A 15,595-nucleotide genomic window follows, 5' to 3' on the forward strand; every position below is an offset into this window, starting at 1 on the left:
AGTATGGAGTGACTATGAACTCATTTACTGACTCCCTCATCGACCATTCTCATGAATTGGGTCGGGGATATGGTCCTTACGCTCAAGTCGATATGTTACACAATATCCTTGAGTTAATTGGCCCAACTTTGGATAAAGTTAAATTGCAGGAACTCATTAACAGTGTAGGGTTTATTGAAGCCCTAGACTTAAAGAGTGAAGAAGATAAGGCATTTGTATTAGGGCAGTTACAAGACGCTCTTAATCAATAACTTATCGTTATTGGAAGCTCCCATCGGGAGCTTTTTTTTTGAATCCACAATAGACCGCAGAGTCGAGTTCGTATCGTGTTATAGCACAGCCCTTTCATTACATGGCTGCTTGACCACCAGCATCAAGAGGTCATTATGCTACTGAGTTTATAGTAGGACGCGTCCTACTACCCAATTACCGCCCTAACCAAACAAAGTTTTGCTGAACTCTTCCAATTGAGCAATCTGCTCAGGCGTTGCATTGTTCAGTTCAATTTTCGACTTTGTTTTACTCACGACTTGGAATGATACCGATACCTTCCCATTCTTTGCCCACGATTGAGGTTCCTTATTAATGCCCCCCAATTTAGGAGAAACAGGACTCCAATCTTTCAACCGTGCAATAAGCTCTTTGTTCACTTCCTCTGCATTCATTGCTTCGAATTCTGAGCGGTTTTCGTCAATCCATTTCGTGAAGGCACTTTGCTTATCTTCACTCTCAGAAACCGTGCCGATCAATTTACGAAGGAACTTGGCATCTCGGCTACTAAAGGCATAGTTTGAAAACAGGCTCTTCAGACTGTCAGGCATCGAGTAGATAGCGAGGGAGAGTGAGATGTCTGATTTTTCGTATAGACGTTCTTTCTCTAATTTGTACGCCGACCAATCATTCACTTCCATCAAACGAGAATAGAGCTTGCCCTTTTCGTAGTAATTGAAAGACGTTTTGATGTCAGACGACGCCACCAGCCAGGTAATGGTTTCAGGTGTTGGGATTTGATCTAATATTTCAAAGTCCAGCCCCACTTTTTTATCCATGGCAATATCAGTACGACATGAGCCATCCACGACGTAGATCAGGCCATCTTCACCTTGGTAAGCAAGTACAGGTGAAATTTGCATACCGAACTCGATTTCATCACTCATCTTGTTGAGTTGAATCGTATTGCGGCTCGACTGTTCACGAACGTTGTCCACGTCAATCCTAACCAAAGTCATAATATCATCGTATGACAAGGTACGTTGGATAGCACGGTAGCTTGTACCATCAATAGACTTAATCTCGCGACCTGTTTGCGTAAAGTCCAGCTTCTTAGTCTCAGTTAAAAACTCTTGGAGACTAATGCCGCCCTCCTTTAGCGAAGCTTCAATGGAAGCCAACTTCCCCTGTGCTAAGGTCATAGTGATTTCGCGCTCATTACCCTCCATGAAGGCTTGGGGCTTGCGTTGTGAGCTCGACACACTCTCCACTTCAGGTTCAGCGAATGAAGGTGATTCTTGTGCGGCCTTAGCAGCCTTAGCAGCGTTAGCTGCAGCGATTTTCTTTAGACGATTATTGGCCATGATTATTGCTCCTCACCTTTGTCCTGTTGTTTCCAAACGTCCGTTATCAGCTTATGAATGTCGGCCACGACTTCTTTACAGTTCGCCTGTGCCGCTTCTAACGCTTTGCCTTTCTTACTGTCCATTGACCTAGAGAATTCGAAAACACTGCTATGCTCAGACGCACAACGTTTAACAGCTTCACTGTGTTTCATTTTGGTCGACAACACTGCATCACCAAACTGACTGACTAGAGCATTGAAAATGTCCAGTTCCGAGTCACTGCCCTTCCAATTCGAAATGACAATCTTCGCAAAATCGTAGCCTTGATGACCTTTAGCAATGAAGTTACCAATGATGCTATCCAGATATTGAAAGTAGGCGCAGGTCGCATCGGTATCATTATGTTCCGCCTTACACGGAATCAACACGCTAGTTGCAGCGAAGTAGCTGTTCAACGTAGCAAAGCCCAATGAAGGCGGCGTATCAATTAGGATAATGTCAAACTCACCGTCGAGAGCATCTAAGATGTTTTTCAAACGGGTTGTAGGGTCAACGTTCTGTCCCGCTAATTGGTTACTGGCACTCAAAGATTCCGAGTCTCTATCGGACTGAGACGCAGGGATAATTTTCAGATTGGGGATGAGCGTATCTGAAACGGCGTTACGAACCTCGTCCTGAAACGTGTCTGTATTTGGATCAAGTGCCATCAAGTCGCCAATGCTGGTGCGAGCGTCTGAAATATACTTAGCACCATTTCGCTCAATGTGTTTGGTTTCGTGTTTATGAACTGGAGGGTAGAAACTCGTCAGGGTTGACTGGCCATCCATATCAATAAGACAGATCTTGTAACCAACATGATAGTTAATCGATAAACCTGTCGCTATTGCATTGGCCAGTGACGTTTTAGATACCCCGCCCTTTTGGTTTTGAACGGCAATAATCTGCGTCTTTTGTTTCGCTGTTCTTTGGAATGGTTTGTGTCTTTTCTTAAGAACGGTGGTATTCGGCATGTTATCGCGGATCAAGTACAGCTCTTCAAGAGTCAGGTAGTACTGAATACCCACCTCAGCATAGCGTTTAGGATCGATACCTAACGCTTTCGTTAAATCGGTCAATACCTTTTGAGAACATTCGAGGTACTTCAATGCCTCAGCTTGTGTGAAAGAACGAGGTTGCTTTTCATTTGTTTCGCGGCGCAATTCCAAGAATTTAGCACCTCCGTCCCCAAGTTCGTCAACTAATTCAAGCGTCTTGAGCTGTTTCTCTGTCATTGTTCCCATAGCAATATCCACCAGTGGCCTGTTTGAAAGCTAGTATGAACCAATATTAAAGGTAAGAAAAGATATAATAAGTCAATTTTGGATAAATTCATTAAAATTCGACTTACGATACAATTTTAAACTAATGATGTAATTTTCTGCAAAAGATAGGGAAACGATAGAGAAAAAAACAAAACACAATAAAAACAACAACTTAAAATAGTAGGACGCGTCCTACCATTGTATTTATCGGCCATGTTGTGCAATTCATAAACGGGCGTGAGTAAGGAGTAATGGGTTTGAAGCCACCACTAACATACGAAAAGTCAGCTCTGCGATACATAAACGCGGGAACTGACTGAATGTTAGGCTTCAATATATGAGAAAGAAATTTTGTTGTAGTAGTGACCAAACAGGTGTGTTGAGAATGTGGAAATGCCAACAAAATGAAAGCAAACCAGAATGAAGCTAGTCACACCAATCAATCAAAATCTCTTACTATTCTGTCATGATGACAGATTAGAACACGGTTGACTTCTTCCATCCGTAAACGGAGGGAATTCTTAGTTCGACACGCTTTCACTAGACTGGATTGCTCCAATCCCCGATCCAGTCGCTCCCTAAGCTAACACCGCCAGCCCGACGGTTTTTATATTCATAGCTGCGTTAATATCGCGGTCATTGGTGCGTCCACAATCAGGACAGTCCCACTCACGGATATCAAGCGGCATTGATTCGTGTACGAACCCGCAACCATTACAACGCTTTGAGCTAGGAAAGAAACGCTCTATCTCTGCGATAGTGCGTCCCGCCCATTCCGCTTTGTACTTCAATTGACGGACGAACTCGCCCCACGAAGCATCAGCGATATGCTTTGCCAGTTTTGGATTGCGGATCATATTCTTCACAGCTAGAGATTCGACACAAACGACTTGGTTATCGTTAATGAGTTTGCGAGACAACTTGTGGAGGTTATCTAGTCGACTATCAGCAATTTTTACATGTAGGCGTGCTACTTTCTGGCGTGCCTTGTTGCGGTTCTTACTGCCTTTTTGTTTCTTGGCTAGTTTACGCTGTAGGTATGCCAGTTTCTTTTCGTAGCGTTTAGTGTGGCGAGGATTATCGACTTTCTCACCGCTATCTGTGATGAACAGGTTATTTAAACCCAAATCAATACCTACCGTCTTAGCTGTTACAGGCATTGGTTTAGATTCAAACTCGCAAAGCATCGACACGAAGTATCGACCAGCTTTGTCTTTTGAAATAGTGATAGAGCTAGGTTCGCTTGGTAGCTCACGCGACCAACGAACATCTAAAGGTTGCTTTGACTTGGCAATGAACAATTAACCGTCACGATATTTAAAGGCGACTTTGGTCAGTCTGATTGATTGCTTGTCGTGTTTGGATTTGAACTTTGGGTACTTGGCTCGTTTATCCCAAAAGTTTTTGAATGCTTCTTGCTGATCGCGCAATGCTTGCTGAAAGATGACGCTCGATACCTCTTTAAGCCACTCAAACTCTACTATCAGAGGCACTAATCGCTTCTCTAGTGCTGAATGAGCAATAGACTCACCTCTCTCGTAGTACGCATCTGTACGGTGCTTAAGAGAGTTATTCCAAACAAAACGACAACAGCCAAACGACTTTGCTAGTAGTTCGGCTTGCTGCTGAGTAGGATAGAATCTGTATTTGAATGCTCGTTTCATTTGGCGCAATTAACTAGTGCTTTCACGTTGTTGGTTCCTCTCTAGGTGCTTTAGATAATTCTAGGGAGGGGCTTTTCGCAAGAATCAGGTAAATGCCGGAGATATACTCTACGACACTTGCTCCATGAGGTATTCAAAAGCGGTTTCTACCTGTGCTTCTGTCATCGAATCAAATTCAAAGCGTTCCATCGATTCAATTAACTGACTGGGTACAGGTTGTGTGTCGTGATCAGAGTGAGTGCTCGGCACTTTAGTTGTATTCATGTATCTATCACCTTGTTGTCTTTGATGAGTAGATACTAAATCAACAAAACACCCCCTCCCCCCATATTGGCGTTAGGTAGGCATAAATAGGGGCCGAAAATAGAAAACGGGGGGAGAATGGCTTAGAGGTGGAGCACCGAATATTAAATTGTCGCCTCTAGCTGGCTTGAGGAGGACTCTTCATCGAGACAACTAGAGTGGAATTGATAGCTAAAGACTTTCACTAATTCTTGCTCACGAAAACTCGCCACAACAGCAATTTGGTAACCCATCGTAAAGAAGTCGTCATAAAAATAAGGGATCTGTGTTAATCGCTCACCGGTATCAGTAAAGCCAAGTACCCATGTATTGGTGCTTGAATCGAAATCAATGATGGTCAGTAAAATTGAGCGTCTTGCATCGAATCGATACACAGAATTGGTGGCCATGGAAAAGGCAAACCCAAATTCATCGTCCATAGTAGGTTCAACCGGGAGACGAGCATCAGCAAACAGCTTACAGGCAGATAGCTCACTGAGGAGAGCTTCAGAACTGCCTTCTACTTTATTGAAGAAACCAGATATCGCTCCGAGGCAAGTATACCCGCGTTTATTCGCCATCTTTGCAAGACCAGGTAAATCAGATTGAGCTTCACTATCAATCAGAATCGCAATTTCTGTCTTCACCATCGTTTTTCGCCATATCGGTACTAACGACATCCAATGGCTCATAGGAAGACCGGTATACCCTTGTTCAGTTTTCAACGTTGCAAAATATCCAGAATCCACAGGGTAAATGGTCAGAACAGCAAGGGTAAAATTACTTGTGCCAGAAGTAGGAAAAAAACTGCAATCTGAATTGAAACATGTCGTGGAGTCAACAGAGAGGATGTCGTTATCTATCCAAGACATTGACGCCTCGGGAACTCGAAAACGGACCAGTACATCTCTTTCACGCACTGCCTTATATTCCTTGGGAAGACCTAACATAGACATACGTGGCAAGTTAATGTCATCAGGATGTGTTCGCAAACTCTTCACGACTTGCTGGTGGATATACACATCGGCCTGCTCTTGAGTACACTCAACTTCTTTGACAGAGCCGGTATCGCTGCGCTTAGTTTTGTAGATCAGTTTTTTGGAGCAACCACTCACTACAGAATGAGTGAGGAACACATTCTTCTTCCCTTGCGTGATGATATTCGCAGTAGGCAGTCGCTCAGGTTCGTTGTAAGTTTCAGTGTTCGTCATTAGTACCCCCACCCGCCCATAAAGCCATCAGAACCAAGAGTGGTTGGCGATGGGTTATCAGTTGACGGTTGTTCCGTTGCATCTTGAACCGGAGGAATAAATTCCATTTTTGGTCCATCAGTGGAACCTGCACGCTTAATCAAATCAGCAGCAGACTCACCTGTGTGTGTAACTACCTTTGAAGTACACACAGTATTGGTGTTCTTGATTGGCTGTCCAAAGGTGTTAACAGGAACGTTGTTTTGGTTTGAACTTAATAATTGCTTCTCTTTCTTTCCACGAGCGATCTCGTGGTCCATGGTGGATTTCATGTTCGTCCACATATTATCTTCTACGCTCATGAGCGTTTTAATACGACTGCGGTAATGAGGCTTATCGAAACCGAGTTGATTGAATAACAAGCGCATCATTCTACGAATTGCAGATTTCTTACGCATCTGACCAACAAATGCAGTATTCCAAACCGACTGGTTAGAACTGAAACTCATAGCCGCCATAAGCTCGATCTCATCCAACTCTTCACGGGATAGTGCTTCACAATAAACATGCCCTCCCAGTGTCTCCCCAACAGCATAAGCACATAGTAAGTCCCCACTTGCATAGGCACCTTGAGAAGAATGCTCAGGCAGTGAACGAGAGCCATGATAGACAAATTGGTCATTGCTAAAAACTTGATCCGCTGTAACTTGCGCCATTTCACCTGACTCGAACGCTAAGTGAATCAGTCCGTGGTATGTCGGCATGAATTCCAACACGAAGAAATTCGATACATAATCGTGACGATACAAAAAGGTGCCGTGATTCAAGCCTTCCTCAACAGACAAACCAATGGTCGCTTGGTTCAGTATGCTCCAATACACTGAGTTCGCATCCATATTAGAGGTAATCGACTCACCAAAGCTTTCCAGAATGTATGCGACATATTCCAACTCTAAGTCTGTATCAAGACCCGATTGGTTCTCAGCAACGATAGTCGAAAAATGAGGACGTGCAGCCTCGACTGCTTGTAATACTAGAGATTGATTAGTCATGATAGCGCCCTCCAATTAACGGCAGTACTTCGGAATAGTGATAGAAGTGATTCCTGATAGATTCACGCGTTTTGTCCATACGCCTGTAGAAAGGCAAGTCGCCAATGAATGTAGCCCATCTTTGAACTTAATCATCGATTCTTCCTTTCTTTGTAAGTCATAGACTTCACATAAATCAGCATCGACATACTCAATGCATGCAAACAAGAAGGCACCCAAGTTCACCTCAAGCAAGCTTGCTACGTAGGTATAGAACGCTTCTTGAATGTGATATCCCAAGTTACCCGCTTGCTTGGCAAACGCATCAGGGTCCGTACTCGCAGTTGTTTTTACATCAACGGCAATACAGTCGAAGCGTAGCCAGTCAAAGCGACACTTGAGCCACAAGCCAGTTTCTGGGCAACGAGCGATAAAGGAGATCTCTGGTAACCCGTCTTGAATCAATGCATCTGCATCAACATTATCTCGACATGTTTCGTGTACGCGGTGTGCATCGTCCCAGACAATGGCATCAATCGCTTTTTTTCCTTTATGGATAGTCTTATTGTTGTGCTCTTCTAAAACCGTATCCCAAAATTGCAGGGTCGGTTCTACTGCCAATAACTCTTTCATCAAACGCTCTTTATTAGCGCTTTTTGGCACATTAGGGATGTTAAGCTTCTCAACAAGCGCTTGCATTTCTGCGACCGTTCTAAGGGCATTTGGGTAATCAGCTGGCACAATATCGCGGTAATAACGGTCATAGAACCCATGAGGCTCTAGGATCAACTCATGACCATAGGTGCCTGCATCAAAGGTGCGTTGCAGCGACTTCGACACGGTTCTACCACGGTCAATATCGCTTATGTATTTTCTGTAAAAGTGGGCAGGGGATTTCTTTACGAGCAGCTTCAACTGAGATGATGAATACGCGGGTAGGGCATGGTAAACCTCGTTCTCCATACCAATGTAAATCCCCTCGATGAGCTCATCTTTTTCATCAAGCCAGCTCGGGGACCCATCTTTGTTGTATGCCTTAAGCACATCACAAGTACTACCATCAAATTTGAATGGAGTAACCGAATCTCTTAGCGAGCTAATCATTTCAGTAATCATAATATGCCTTCTTAAACTTGTTTGTGATGTTATGAATATACATCACGGAATCCGTTTTTTAGTAGTAATCTCCCCCCACTTTGAAAATTAGTGAATTCGTCTTTAGCCCATATATATCAATGTCTTTGAAAGAAATCCTAACTGTCTAAACCAGTCCAAAATCGGTGTATAACCAATGATGACAGAATCAAAAATGGACAACGAATATGCTAGGTATGAACTATGTAATTCCATACGCCAAACACAGAACAAATACTGGCAGTGGCGCAGGTGTGCCGTTGATATTGAAATCGAAAGGGCTCGCAAATGGTGAAGGACTTTATGGTGATTGCTTTAACTTGCCGATAAAGCAAGGCGGGGTGTGGTTGAAAGAAGCCGAAATGGAATCAATGCTCACGAGCACGCTGGTGGAGCTCGGTAAGATACCGAAGAAATTTATAATCACCCGGTTAAACTTAGGACCAAAGGCTGTTCCTGATGAGTTGTTTCTCAATATCTTTGCGAGACATTCTCTGCCCTCAAATGTGAAGCTCAATGGTGTTTGGGCAAGAACGCTTGTCCCCGAGTCGCCGTTTGTACTTTCTGTTATCGACCTGCGTGGGCAGAAGTGTGAATTATCCGTGACGGAAAAAGTCAGCCTGCTGCTGGGCAATGTATCCGGAGAAGTCGCGATACTGTCAGACTCCCCTTATACGACCTTTCCAAAGTGCCAATATCAAGCCAAGATGCTGAACGCGGATTATGACAATGATGGCCGTGTAGCTGGGCGGCTATTGAATTTTGAACAGCTACAGCTTTCTAATGCGGCTGCGCTTTTGATCGATGAATCTACGAAACCAGAAAGACTTCAACAAGTGCTCCATTGGTGTGAGTTGTATAAAATAAAGGTCCGAAAGATAGACGCACGGCACAGTCAACAATAAATATTGTCAATTAACGCCCGAAAATTGGCTCTTTAATTGAAAACATCGTTTGAGGGAGACGTTACCTTATTACCGTCTTTACGTTTATTGGTAACTCTATGATCCACTTCCTAACTATTGCTGCCGCCATTTGGGTACTTAAGTATCTGATGGAGCGCTTCAACAAGAGCAGAGTACTCGTGTTTATCACGGGAATAGTTGGTGTACCTTTACATGAACTCGGACATTACCTGATGTGTAAATTGGTTGGGTTTAAGGTAACCGAAGTGAAACTGTTTCAAATGCCGACTCAAGATAATCCCGTGCTCGGCTACGTAAATTACGAATACCCAATGTCCATCTCCGGTTCAATTCGAAAAGTAATAGTCAGTATTGGCCCAATTTTCACAGGCATCGTCGCACTGTATTTCCTCTCACCACAAGTGACACCGTATCTTTTTAATAACAACACAATTGACCTAACGTTGTTCATGAATAAAGCAGCGTGGCAACAGTGGTTTCTAATCTGGGTTTTATCTTCAGTAACACTGCACATGCTTCCATCTCTCACTGACATCAAAATCGCAATGGCTGGCTCACTGTGGATTGGGGTGTTTACTTATGTCGGCTTAATCTACGCAGCTTCACACACCACAACCGTTCTAAGAAGCGTCAATATCTATCTGGAAGAAATGGCAGGTTTGATGAGTGTTGGGGCAATCATCGCAACAGTCCCAGTCGCTATAACGCTACTTCAATTTATTTTCTCAACTATGAGTTCGCGTATGTATAACAAAAGCGTTAATTCATTAAAAAGAGACTAGACCAATGAAAATGACTCAAAAGAAAACATTAGCTGCGTTCATGATTTCAATCATGGCAGTCGGTTGTGCATCTAACGACATGACCAAATTGGAAGTAGAAAAGGCGAAGCATGACGCAACGGTTGACCGTGTGGATGAGACGCTGAGTAACATTCCTTCTTGGTACATGAAACCACCGAAGTCTAACGGTGAAGGCTTTTTTGCAGCCGGAACAGGAATGAGCTCTGACTTAGACATGGCGGTAACTAAAGCGAAGATTAACGCTGAGTTTGAATTGGCCAAGAAATATCGCCAAATCGTATCGGGCAGTGAACGTGCGTACACATCAGAAACAACCAATTCAGCGACGACGGAAAGCAAAGTCGTATCGTTGACCGAAAAGACAATCGATAAGCTGGTGGCGAACGCACAGCTCTCTGACTATGACGTAACGGATACAGAAATTATCCGTGAAGGTACTCAGTACCGCGTCTACTTATTGTCATTCATGCCATACGATTCGAACAATGATGGCAATGATGACTTATTCCGTGACGTTCGAGCAGCAAGGGACATTGCTTTTAAAGACTTAGAGCGTCGTGTAGATAAGGCAACAAACGGCAACGCTGTTGAGTAGGGTGGTGCCGTGTGAAGGCTATCAATCATCAAATAACAACAGCAAGCGCCTATTACATCTGCATGAATACCATGCAAGACACATTCTATTGGATGTCATTTGCAGGTATGGGTTTCGCGATGTTAGGAGCATTACTGCCTGACATTGACACCAGACATAGCAGGGTAGGGCGCATTGTTCCGTTTTTGAGTATACCGATTGAAGGCATTCTCGGGCATCGAGGAGCGCTACATAGTTTACTTGCCGCGTTCGGCCTTTGGTTCTTATGTGCGACGTATGAGTTTCCTTGGGCGTACTCGCTAACATTTGGCTATATAGGTCACCTTTTGGGGGATGCTTGTACCAAATCAGGCGTCAATTTCTTTTGGCCGATAACTACTCGGTATCGAGTACCGCTGACGCCAGCAAGTAACGGCTTCTTTGAGGCAATTACCACGCTTGGATGTGTCGTGATGGCGAGTTGGATTGCATTGAGATAAGTCCAAATTGAGGTTTAGGTATGAATACAGGTTAAGAAAGTACATTAGATAGGATTAACATCACACATTCCCCGTGTAAAACACGGATTTTGTGTGTGAGTTGGGATATAACACGGAAAAACTGTATTGCTTAACACGGTATCGGTAATGCAAACACGGATATCTTGTGTGAATACGCCTAATATTGGCAAATAACACGGGTAACATGTGTGATTAACCGGAAATTTGAGTGTTTACACGGATAATATGATCATCAAGGAGGGTTATGAATAGGAAGTATCGGTTAGCGAGTACGATATAGCGTAAATAGTGTGCATATACAGACTACAAAACCATCAAACCAACAGAAGTTCTTGTGTCTTGGCATCACCGGAAAATGTGTAATGAATGAAATAGCGACACGGAGCTTGTATGAACACCGTCCAGCAACCATTCAGGCACGGATTTTTTGTTGTAATTAAGGATACGATAAATGTTATGTCATGTGTTTACACGGATAATCTGTGTTGAAACACGGATAAACTGATCAAAAAACCTCTGTAGTAGGTTTACGATGGAAAAACACGGATTATTTGTAATGCTACACGGGTAAACTGATCATTGAAGCAGTTAATTTGTCGATTCAGCTTCAAAACACGGATAAAGAGTGATGATACACGGATAAATTGATCATTTAATGCCGAAATTTGAATGCCTCTGTTAAATAGGACGGGAAAACTGTTCTAAATAGACGGGGGCTTTGGTGTATCTTGGAATCAAACACGGATAAATAGATCAATACAGGTATTGGTTTGGATAAATTTCAAACAAATAAAATGCATAACCATAAGTATAAAACCTTTATAACTTAGTACCCAACCACAGACAAAACGTTATAAAACAACATCATACCAATTAATTTGAAGTGATATCTGCCATGAAATAAGTACGCGGATTATATGTGTTATTGCACGGATAAACAGATCAATAACGACAGAAATAGTACACTATAAACGCTCACTACTGCGTACATCAGCATGGTTAAAGGAATGGGTGTTCAATTTGTATTCAGGAAATTGAAAGCTTTATGGCAGATGGCCGGGACTCTCAAATGAAGAAACGCGGATTTCTTGTTGGGATACACGGATTTCTAGAGTTAATAACGGAAAAGCTGTGATACTAACACGGATAAAGTGTTATACTTTCACACAGTAGAAAATACAGTTGAGATTAGGCATGGATAGTAAGGTCACTACCTCGAAGAAACACACACTTCCAAAACAGTTTAAAAAGGCGCACAAGCTTGTATTCTCGCAGCAGGACCTTACACAACGTGAGGCAGACCTGTTTGCCTTGATGATAGCCCACATGAAGCCTGAAGACTGGGAAAACAATAATACTCCAACCTATCAATTCACCTCAACTCAGCTTTCGAGATGGTTGAACATTGATCCCAAAGAACTCGCAAAGACACTACGACCTGTTGCCGATAGACTGACTAAGAAAAACATTGGCGTGTTGGTTGAAGATGATACCAAAGAAATCCAGGAGTTCGACTTCATCTCGATATTCAAACGTGTGACATACAAAGATAGACGCCTGACAATGAAGCCCAATGAAGAGCTGAAAGACGCCTACATTGAGTATAACAATAGCTATGCGCTTATTACCACACAGAGTTTTCTTAGCCTGAAAAAAGAGTATGCTAAACGTCTTTACGAAATCCTTAGTCGTTTTAAAAGTGGCGGTACCTATCTGCAAACCTTTGATATTGAAGACTTAAAAGGCTTATTTGGGCTCCATGACCCAGCAGGAAAGATAAAGTCAGGTAAGCGATCCTTTTCCAATAACAGTGTCTTTATTGATCGTTGCATTAAAGCCAGCATTAAAGGTATAGAGGATGACTCAGAGACAAATCAGGAGATCATGTTCTTTGACTCTGAAGATGGCAGAACCCATGGTTATGAGGTTTACCGTGAAGGTCGTAAGATATCTAAGATCAAATTTTTATACCGTTGGGTAGAGAAGAAAGGCCCAGTTCAAAAACTCAACCTTGATGACATCAAACGTATAATCTCTTCATTAGAAATGAAGCGTGTCGGTGGAAGTGACCTCACGACTGACGAACTTAAGAACCTTGCACATTGCTATACGTCTATTGGGGAGCAGGACAGAGCAAGCAAGATCAATATAGCCATCAAGCGTCGCGAAAAAGAAGAAGAACAACGTGTGGAAATGGCACAATCTATTGAGAGTTTCCTAAACGAAATTAACAACCTATCTGTTGATGATAATTACTAATAAATACAATAATTTAAGTCACTTACACACAGCTAGACATAATGCTTTAAAACTATTCAGTGACAAGATGGTGATTACACGGATAAAGTGTGCTTTTAAAGAGAGCTAAAAGATCAATAAACAAGGATATACAGATCAAAGAATCGGATAGAAAGATCATAAGTTCGGGTAGGATGATCATACATTCGGAAAATGAGATCAAATATACGGGTAATGTGTAATTGAAAACGCCAAAAGCTCTTTCTAAACAGTTACTTACGATGATTCATAGTTATTATAGATCCCATACTTTCAATACTTAATAATAGAAATAAATAGTAATTAATATAGAGTGTAGATAATAACAGTAGTTCAAGGCCATGATTGCTTAAGACAGTTAACCATCATCAGGACAACTCCAACTACATTTCAAATTCGAATCGGTTGAAAAAATAAAGAACCCAACGTGGGTTCTTTATTTCGATTAACTGTCGTCTGAAACCACCCAATAGTCAGCCACCAGCCGCGTTATAAAGGCATCGAAGAATTCTTTTTTACCGAATACTACCCATTTCATTAAAATCATTGTTGCAGTAGCTACACAGCACCTCAGTTATTTCTTCATTCACTAGATAGTGGATTTCTTAGATACACACATGATACGAATCTTCGCCATCACCGAACGTTAGAATTCCCCCTTTTTGGATCAGCTCAGAAGGCAGTTCCAATTCCTTTTTGAAAGTCGAATCGATGAATTTATAGAAGTCGGGGCCAGTGTGATGAGCGTTCCCTCGCGGAAGTAAGTACAAAGTTACTTTTGTCATGGTAGAAAACCTTTGTCTTATCTCATGTTGATTTCTTTTGTATACATCAATGACCAATTCTATGAAGGAAAGTGAAAATCAAAGTGTTGTTCAACCGTGGAAAGCAAAAATGCCAAGGGTAAAGAGTCTTTTGTGGGTAAAAAAGGCCCTGCTCCAATGCAGGGCACTTTTATTATTGTTAAGTCGAAGCCTATCCCCAGGTTATCCGACTTTTCACCACACGTAACTGTCACCACACAGCACGCCAAAGAAGACTGTGACAATCTGCTTAGGTGTGCTGTGTGACGTTTGCTACACGCGGTGAGGGATCAGTGAAAAATACATTTTCAATAAATTCAGTCGAGGACTGGTATGATCAACGGGACATATCACCCGACTAATAAGGGAACTACCGGATAGTGGTAGAGAACTTAAAAGGTTTTGAGAACTGAATTAATTATAATTATGCTAGGTGGTTTTGTATAGTTTATATCCAAAGCGGTTGGCGTAACTTTGAACTTGGTGAAGCAACCGCAGGAAAGGTTGTGGCACAATGATGACACGCTTGTAGCAATATAGTGATTACGTTGTGGTACTACAGCTAAAAAAAACCCCCGTAGAACGGGGGAGTATGTGTGGTGATTTCGTAGTTATGCCTTACTACTTGTAGTTAGTCTGCTCCACTCCCTCCTTGGAGTGACTTTGCAGGGCCATACGAGTAAATACCTCCACACCAATATACGATGCTTCCTATTTACTAACTGCCTGCCTATTAGTTTGGTTTACCAGTTGGCTATACTGAAGGTTCACTTCTTCGATCATCTGTTGCCGACTAATTAGGCCCCCAAACTTTTTTTCACCAATATAAAAAGTTGGAGTTCCAGTAAGTTTCAGATCTCTAAAAAGTTTATTATTTTTATTTAAAATAGCACTTACTTGTGACGAATTCGCAGTCTTTTTGATAAGCGTACTGTCTAGCCCCATCAGTTCAGCAAGCTCGTATGCCTTCTGTGGGATGGACTGCTGCATTGAAAGAAGCTCTTTGTGGAATGCTGGATACGCATTGGGAGAGATCTGATTTACAGCAATGGCTATCTTCGCTAATTCAGCCGAATTAGGGCCTAAAATCGACACATCTTTATACACGAATCGAATGCGTTTGTCTTTACCTATTAGGGGAGCCAACTCTGTTGCACCTCTCTTACATACCCCACATGCGTAGTCAAAAAACTCTACGATAGTGATCTCTCCAGCTTCATTAAGAACTGGCGTATCTTCATCATAATACAAAGATTTTGAAAACATTTGTTTATGCTTCATTGTTTGGTATGTCCTCACGGATTCCACTCCTGCGATTAAGAGTTCAGGGTTTGATTGGAACGCTTTCATAAGCATCGAGTTGAATTGTTGTTGTGACATTTCAACTTCAGAAGCTGATGCGGTAGCTGCAGAACCAATTGCCAAAATTGTGAATAAAGTCGTCCCTGTCTTCTTGAACAAAGGTGCCATCATTAGATTCCTCGATTTGAGTGGTCGTAACATAGTGCTCGATGAACAACGTTATGTTTTCAA

The 15,595-nt window shown here is 42.4% G+C and carries 16 protein-coding genes; 6 read left to right on the forward strand and 10 right to left on the reverse strand.

Going from position 1 to position 15,595, the window contains the following annotated elements; translation table 11 throughout:
• Positions 1-14 precede the first annotated feature (14 nt).
• Positions 15-251, forward strand: coding sequence for a hypothetical protein (locus tag ACTRWI_RS04010; RefSeq protein WP_086714996.1), 237 nt, complete (start codon positions 15-17; stop codon positions 249-251).
• A 183-nt stretch (positions 252-434) separates the two neighbouring features.
• Here the strand turns inward: ACTRWI_RS04010 and ACTRWI_RS04015 are convergent, their stop codons facing one another.
• The 8 genes from ACTRWI_RS04015 to ACTRWI_RS04050 all read right to left on the reverse strand — a co-directional run bounded on the left by ACTRWI_RS04015 (position 435) and on the right by ACTRWI_RS04050 (position 8,140).
• The gene (locus ACTRWI_RS04015; RefSeq protein ID WP_499129576.1) at positions 435-1,574 is read right to left on the reverse strand and encodes a ParB N-terminal domain-containing protein; all 1,140 of its coding nucleotides are present in this window, start codon (positions 1,572-1,574) and stop codon (positions 435-437) included.
• Positions 1,575-1,576: 2 nt separating this feature from the next.
• Positions 1,577-2,836 (reverse strand): ParA family protein, encoded by a 1,260-nt coding sequence (locus ACTRWI_RS04020; RefSeq protein WP_081230251.1) that lies wholly within the window; start codon positions 2,834-2,836, stop codon positions 1,577-1,579.
• Positions 2,837-3,435: 599 nt separating this feature from the next.
• Complete coding sequence (locus ACTRWI_RS04025; protein WP_499129577.1) at positions 3,436-4,158, reverse strand: RNA-guided endonuclease InsQ/TnpB family protein; 723 nt, start codon at positions 4,156-4,158, stop codon at positions 3,436-3,438.
• Positions 4,159-4,521 carry an RNA-guided endonuclease InsQ/TnpB family protein gene (locus tag ACTRWI_RS04030; protein ID WP_499129578.1) on the reverse strand — a complete coding sequence of 121 codons (363 nt, stop codon included), beginning with the start codon at positions 4,519-4,521 and terminating at the stop codon, positions 4,159-4,161. It abuts the gene before it with no gap.
• Positions 4,522-4,629: 108 nt separating this feature from the next.
• Positions 4,630-4,785: a hypothetical protein gene (locus ACTRWI_RS04035; protein WP_154724030.1), complete on the reverse strand. Its 156-nt coding sequence runs from the start codon at positions 4,783-4,785 to the stop codon at positions 4,630-4,632.
• Between the two features lie 143 nt (positions 4,786-4,928).
• Positions 4,929-6,014: a hypothetical protein gene (locus ACTRWI_RS04040; protein ID WP_499129579.1), complete on the reverse strand. Its 1,086-nt coding sequence runs from the start codon at positions 6,012-6,014 to the stop codon at positions 4,929-4,931.
• On the reverse strand, positions 6,014-7,045 hold the full coding sequence (locus ACTRWI_RS04045) for a recombinase RecT (protein WP_499129580.1): 1,032 nt from the start codon (positions 7,043-7,045) through the stop codon (positions 6,014-6,016). Before ACTRWI_RS04045 ends, ACTRWI_RS04040 begins: the two co-directional genes overlap by 1 nt.
• Before the next feature lie 15 nt (positions 7,046-7,060).
• Complete coding sequence (locus ACTRWI_RS04050) at positions 7,061-8,140, reverse strand: PD-(D/E)XK nuclease-like domain-containing protein (protein ID WP_086714990.1); 1,080 nt, start codon at positions 8,138-8,140, stop codon at positions 7,061-7,063.
• 206 nt (positions 8,141-8,346) lie between these two features.
• Here ACTRWI_RS04050 and ACTRWI_RS04055 point away from each other — a divergent pair, with 206 nt between their 5' ends.
• The 5 genes from ACTRWI_RS04055 to ACTRWI_RS04075 all read left to right on the forward strand — a co-directional run bounded on the left by ACTRWI_RS04055 (position 8,347) and on the right by ACTRWI_RS04075 (position 13,241).
• Positions 8,347-9,063, forward strand: coding sequence for a hypothetical protein (locus ACTRWI_RS04055; protein ID WP_499129581.1), 717 nt, complete (start codon positions 8,347-8,349; stop codon positions 9,061-9,063).
• A 98-nt stretch (positions 9,064-9,161) separates the two neighbouring features.
• On the forward strand, positions 9,162-9,866 hold the full coding sequence (locus ACTRWI_RS04060) for a hypothetical protein (RefSeq protein ID WP_086714988.1): 705 nt from the start codon (positions 9,162-9,164) through the stop codon (positions 9,864-9,866).
• Positions 9,867-9,870: 4 nt separating this feature from the next.
• On the forward strand, positions 9,871-10,482 hold the full coding sequence (locus ACTRWI_RS04065) for a hypothetical protein (RefSeq protein ID WP_446638987.1): 612 nt from the start codon (positions 9,871-9,873) through the stop codon (positions 10,480-10,482).
• 11 nt (positions 10,483-10,493) lie between these two features.
• Positions 10,494-10,961 (forward strand): metal-dependent hydrolase, encoded by a 468-nt coding sequence (locus ACTRWI_RS04070; RefSeq protein WP_499129582.1) that lies wholly within the window; start codon positions 10,494-10,496, stop codon positions 10,959-10,961.
• A 1,215-nt stretch (positions 10,962-12,176) separates the two neighbouring features.
• Positions 12,177-13,241 carry a replication initiation protein gene (locus ACTRWI_RS04075; RefSeq protein ID WP_086714985.1) on the forward strand — a complete coding sequence of 355 codons (1,065 nt, stop codon included), beginning with the start codon at positions 12,177-12,179 and terminating at the stop codon, positions 13,239-13,241.
• A 623-nt stretch (positions 13,242-13,864) separates the two neighbouring features.
• Here the strand turns inward: ACTRWI_RS04075 and ACTRWI_RS04080 are convergent.
• Complete coding sequence (locus tag ACTRWI_RS04080) at positions 13,865-14,044, reverse strand: hypothetical protein (RefSeq protein ID WP_499129583.1); 180 nt, start codon at positions 14,042-14,044, stop codon at positions 13,865-13,867.
• A gap of 729 nt (positions 14,045-14,773) precedes the next feature.
• A complete protein-coding gene (locus ACTRWI_RS04085) occupies positions 14,774-15,535 on the reverse strand; it encodes a DsbA family protein (protein WP_499129584.1) in 762 nt (253 codons plus the stop codon).
• Positions 15,536-15,595 lie beyond the last annotated feature (60 nt).

This window comes from Pseudoalteromonas sp. G5_S1_14_S5 (assembly GCF_054968605.1).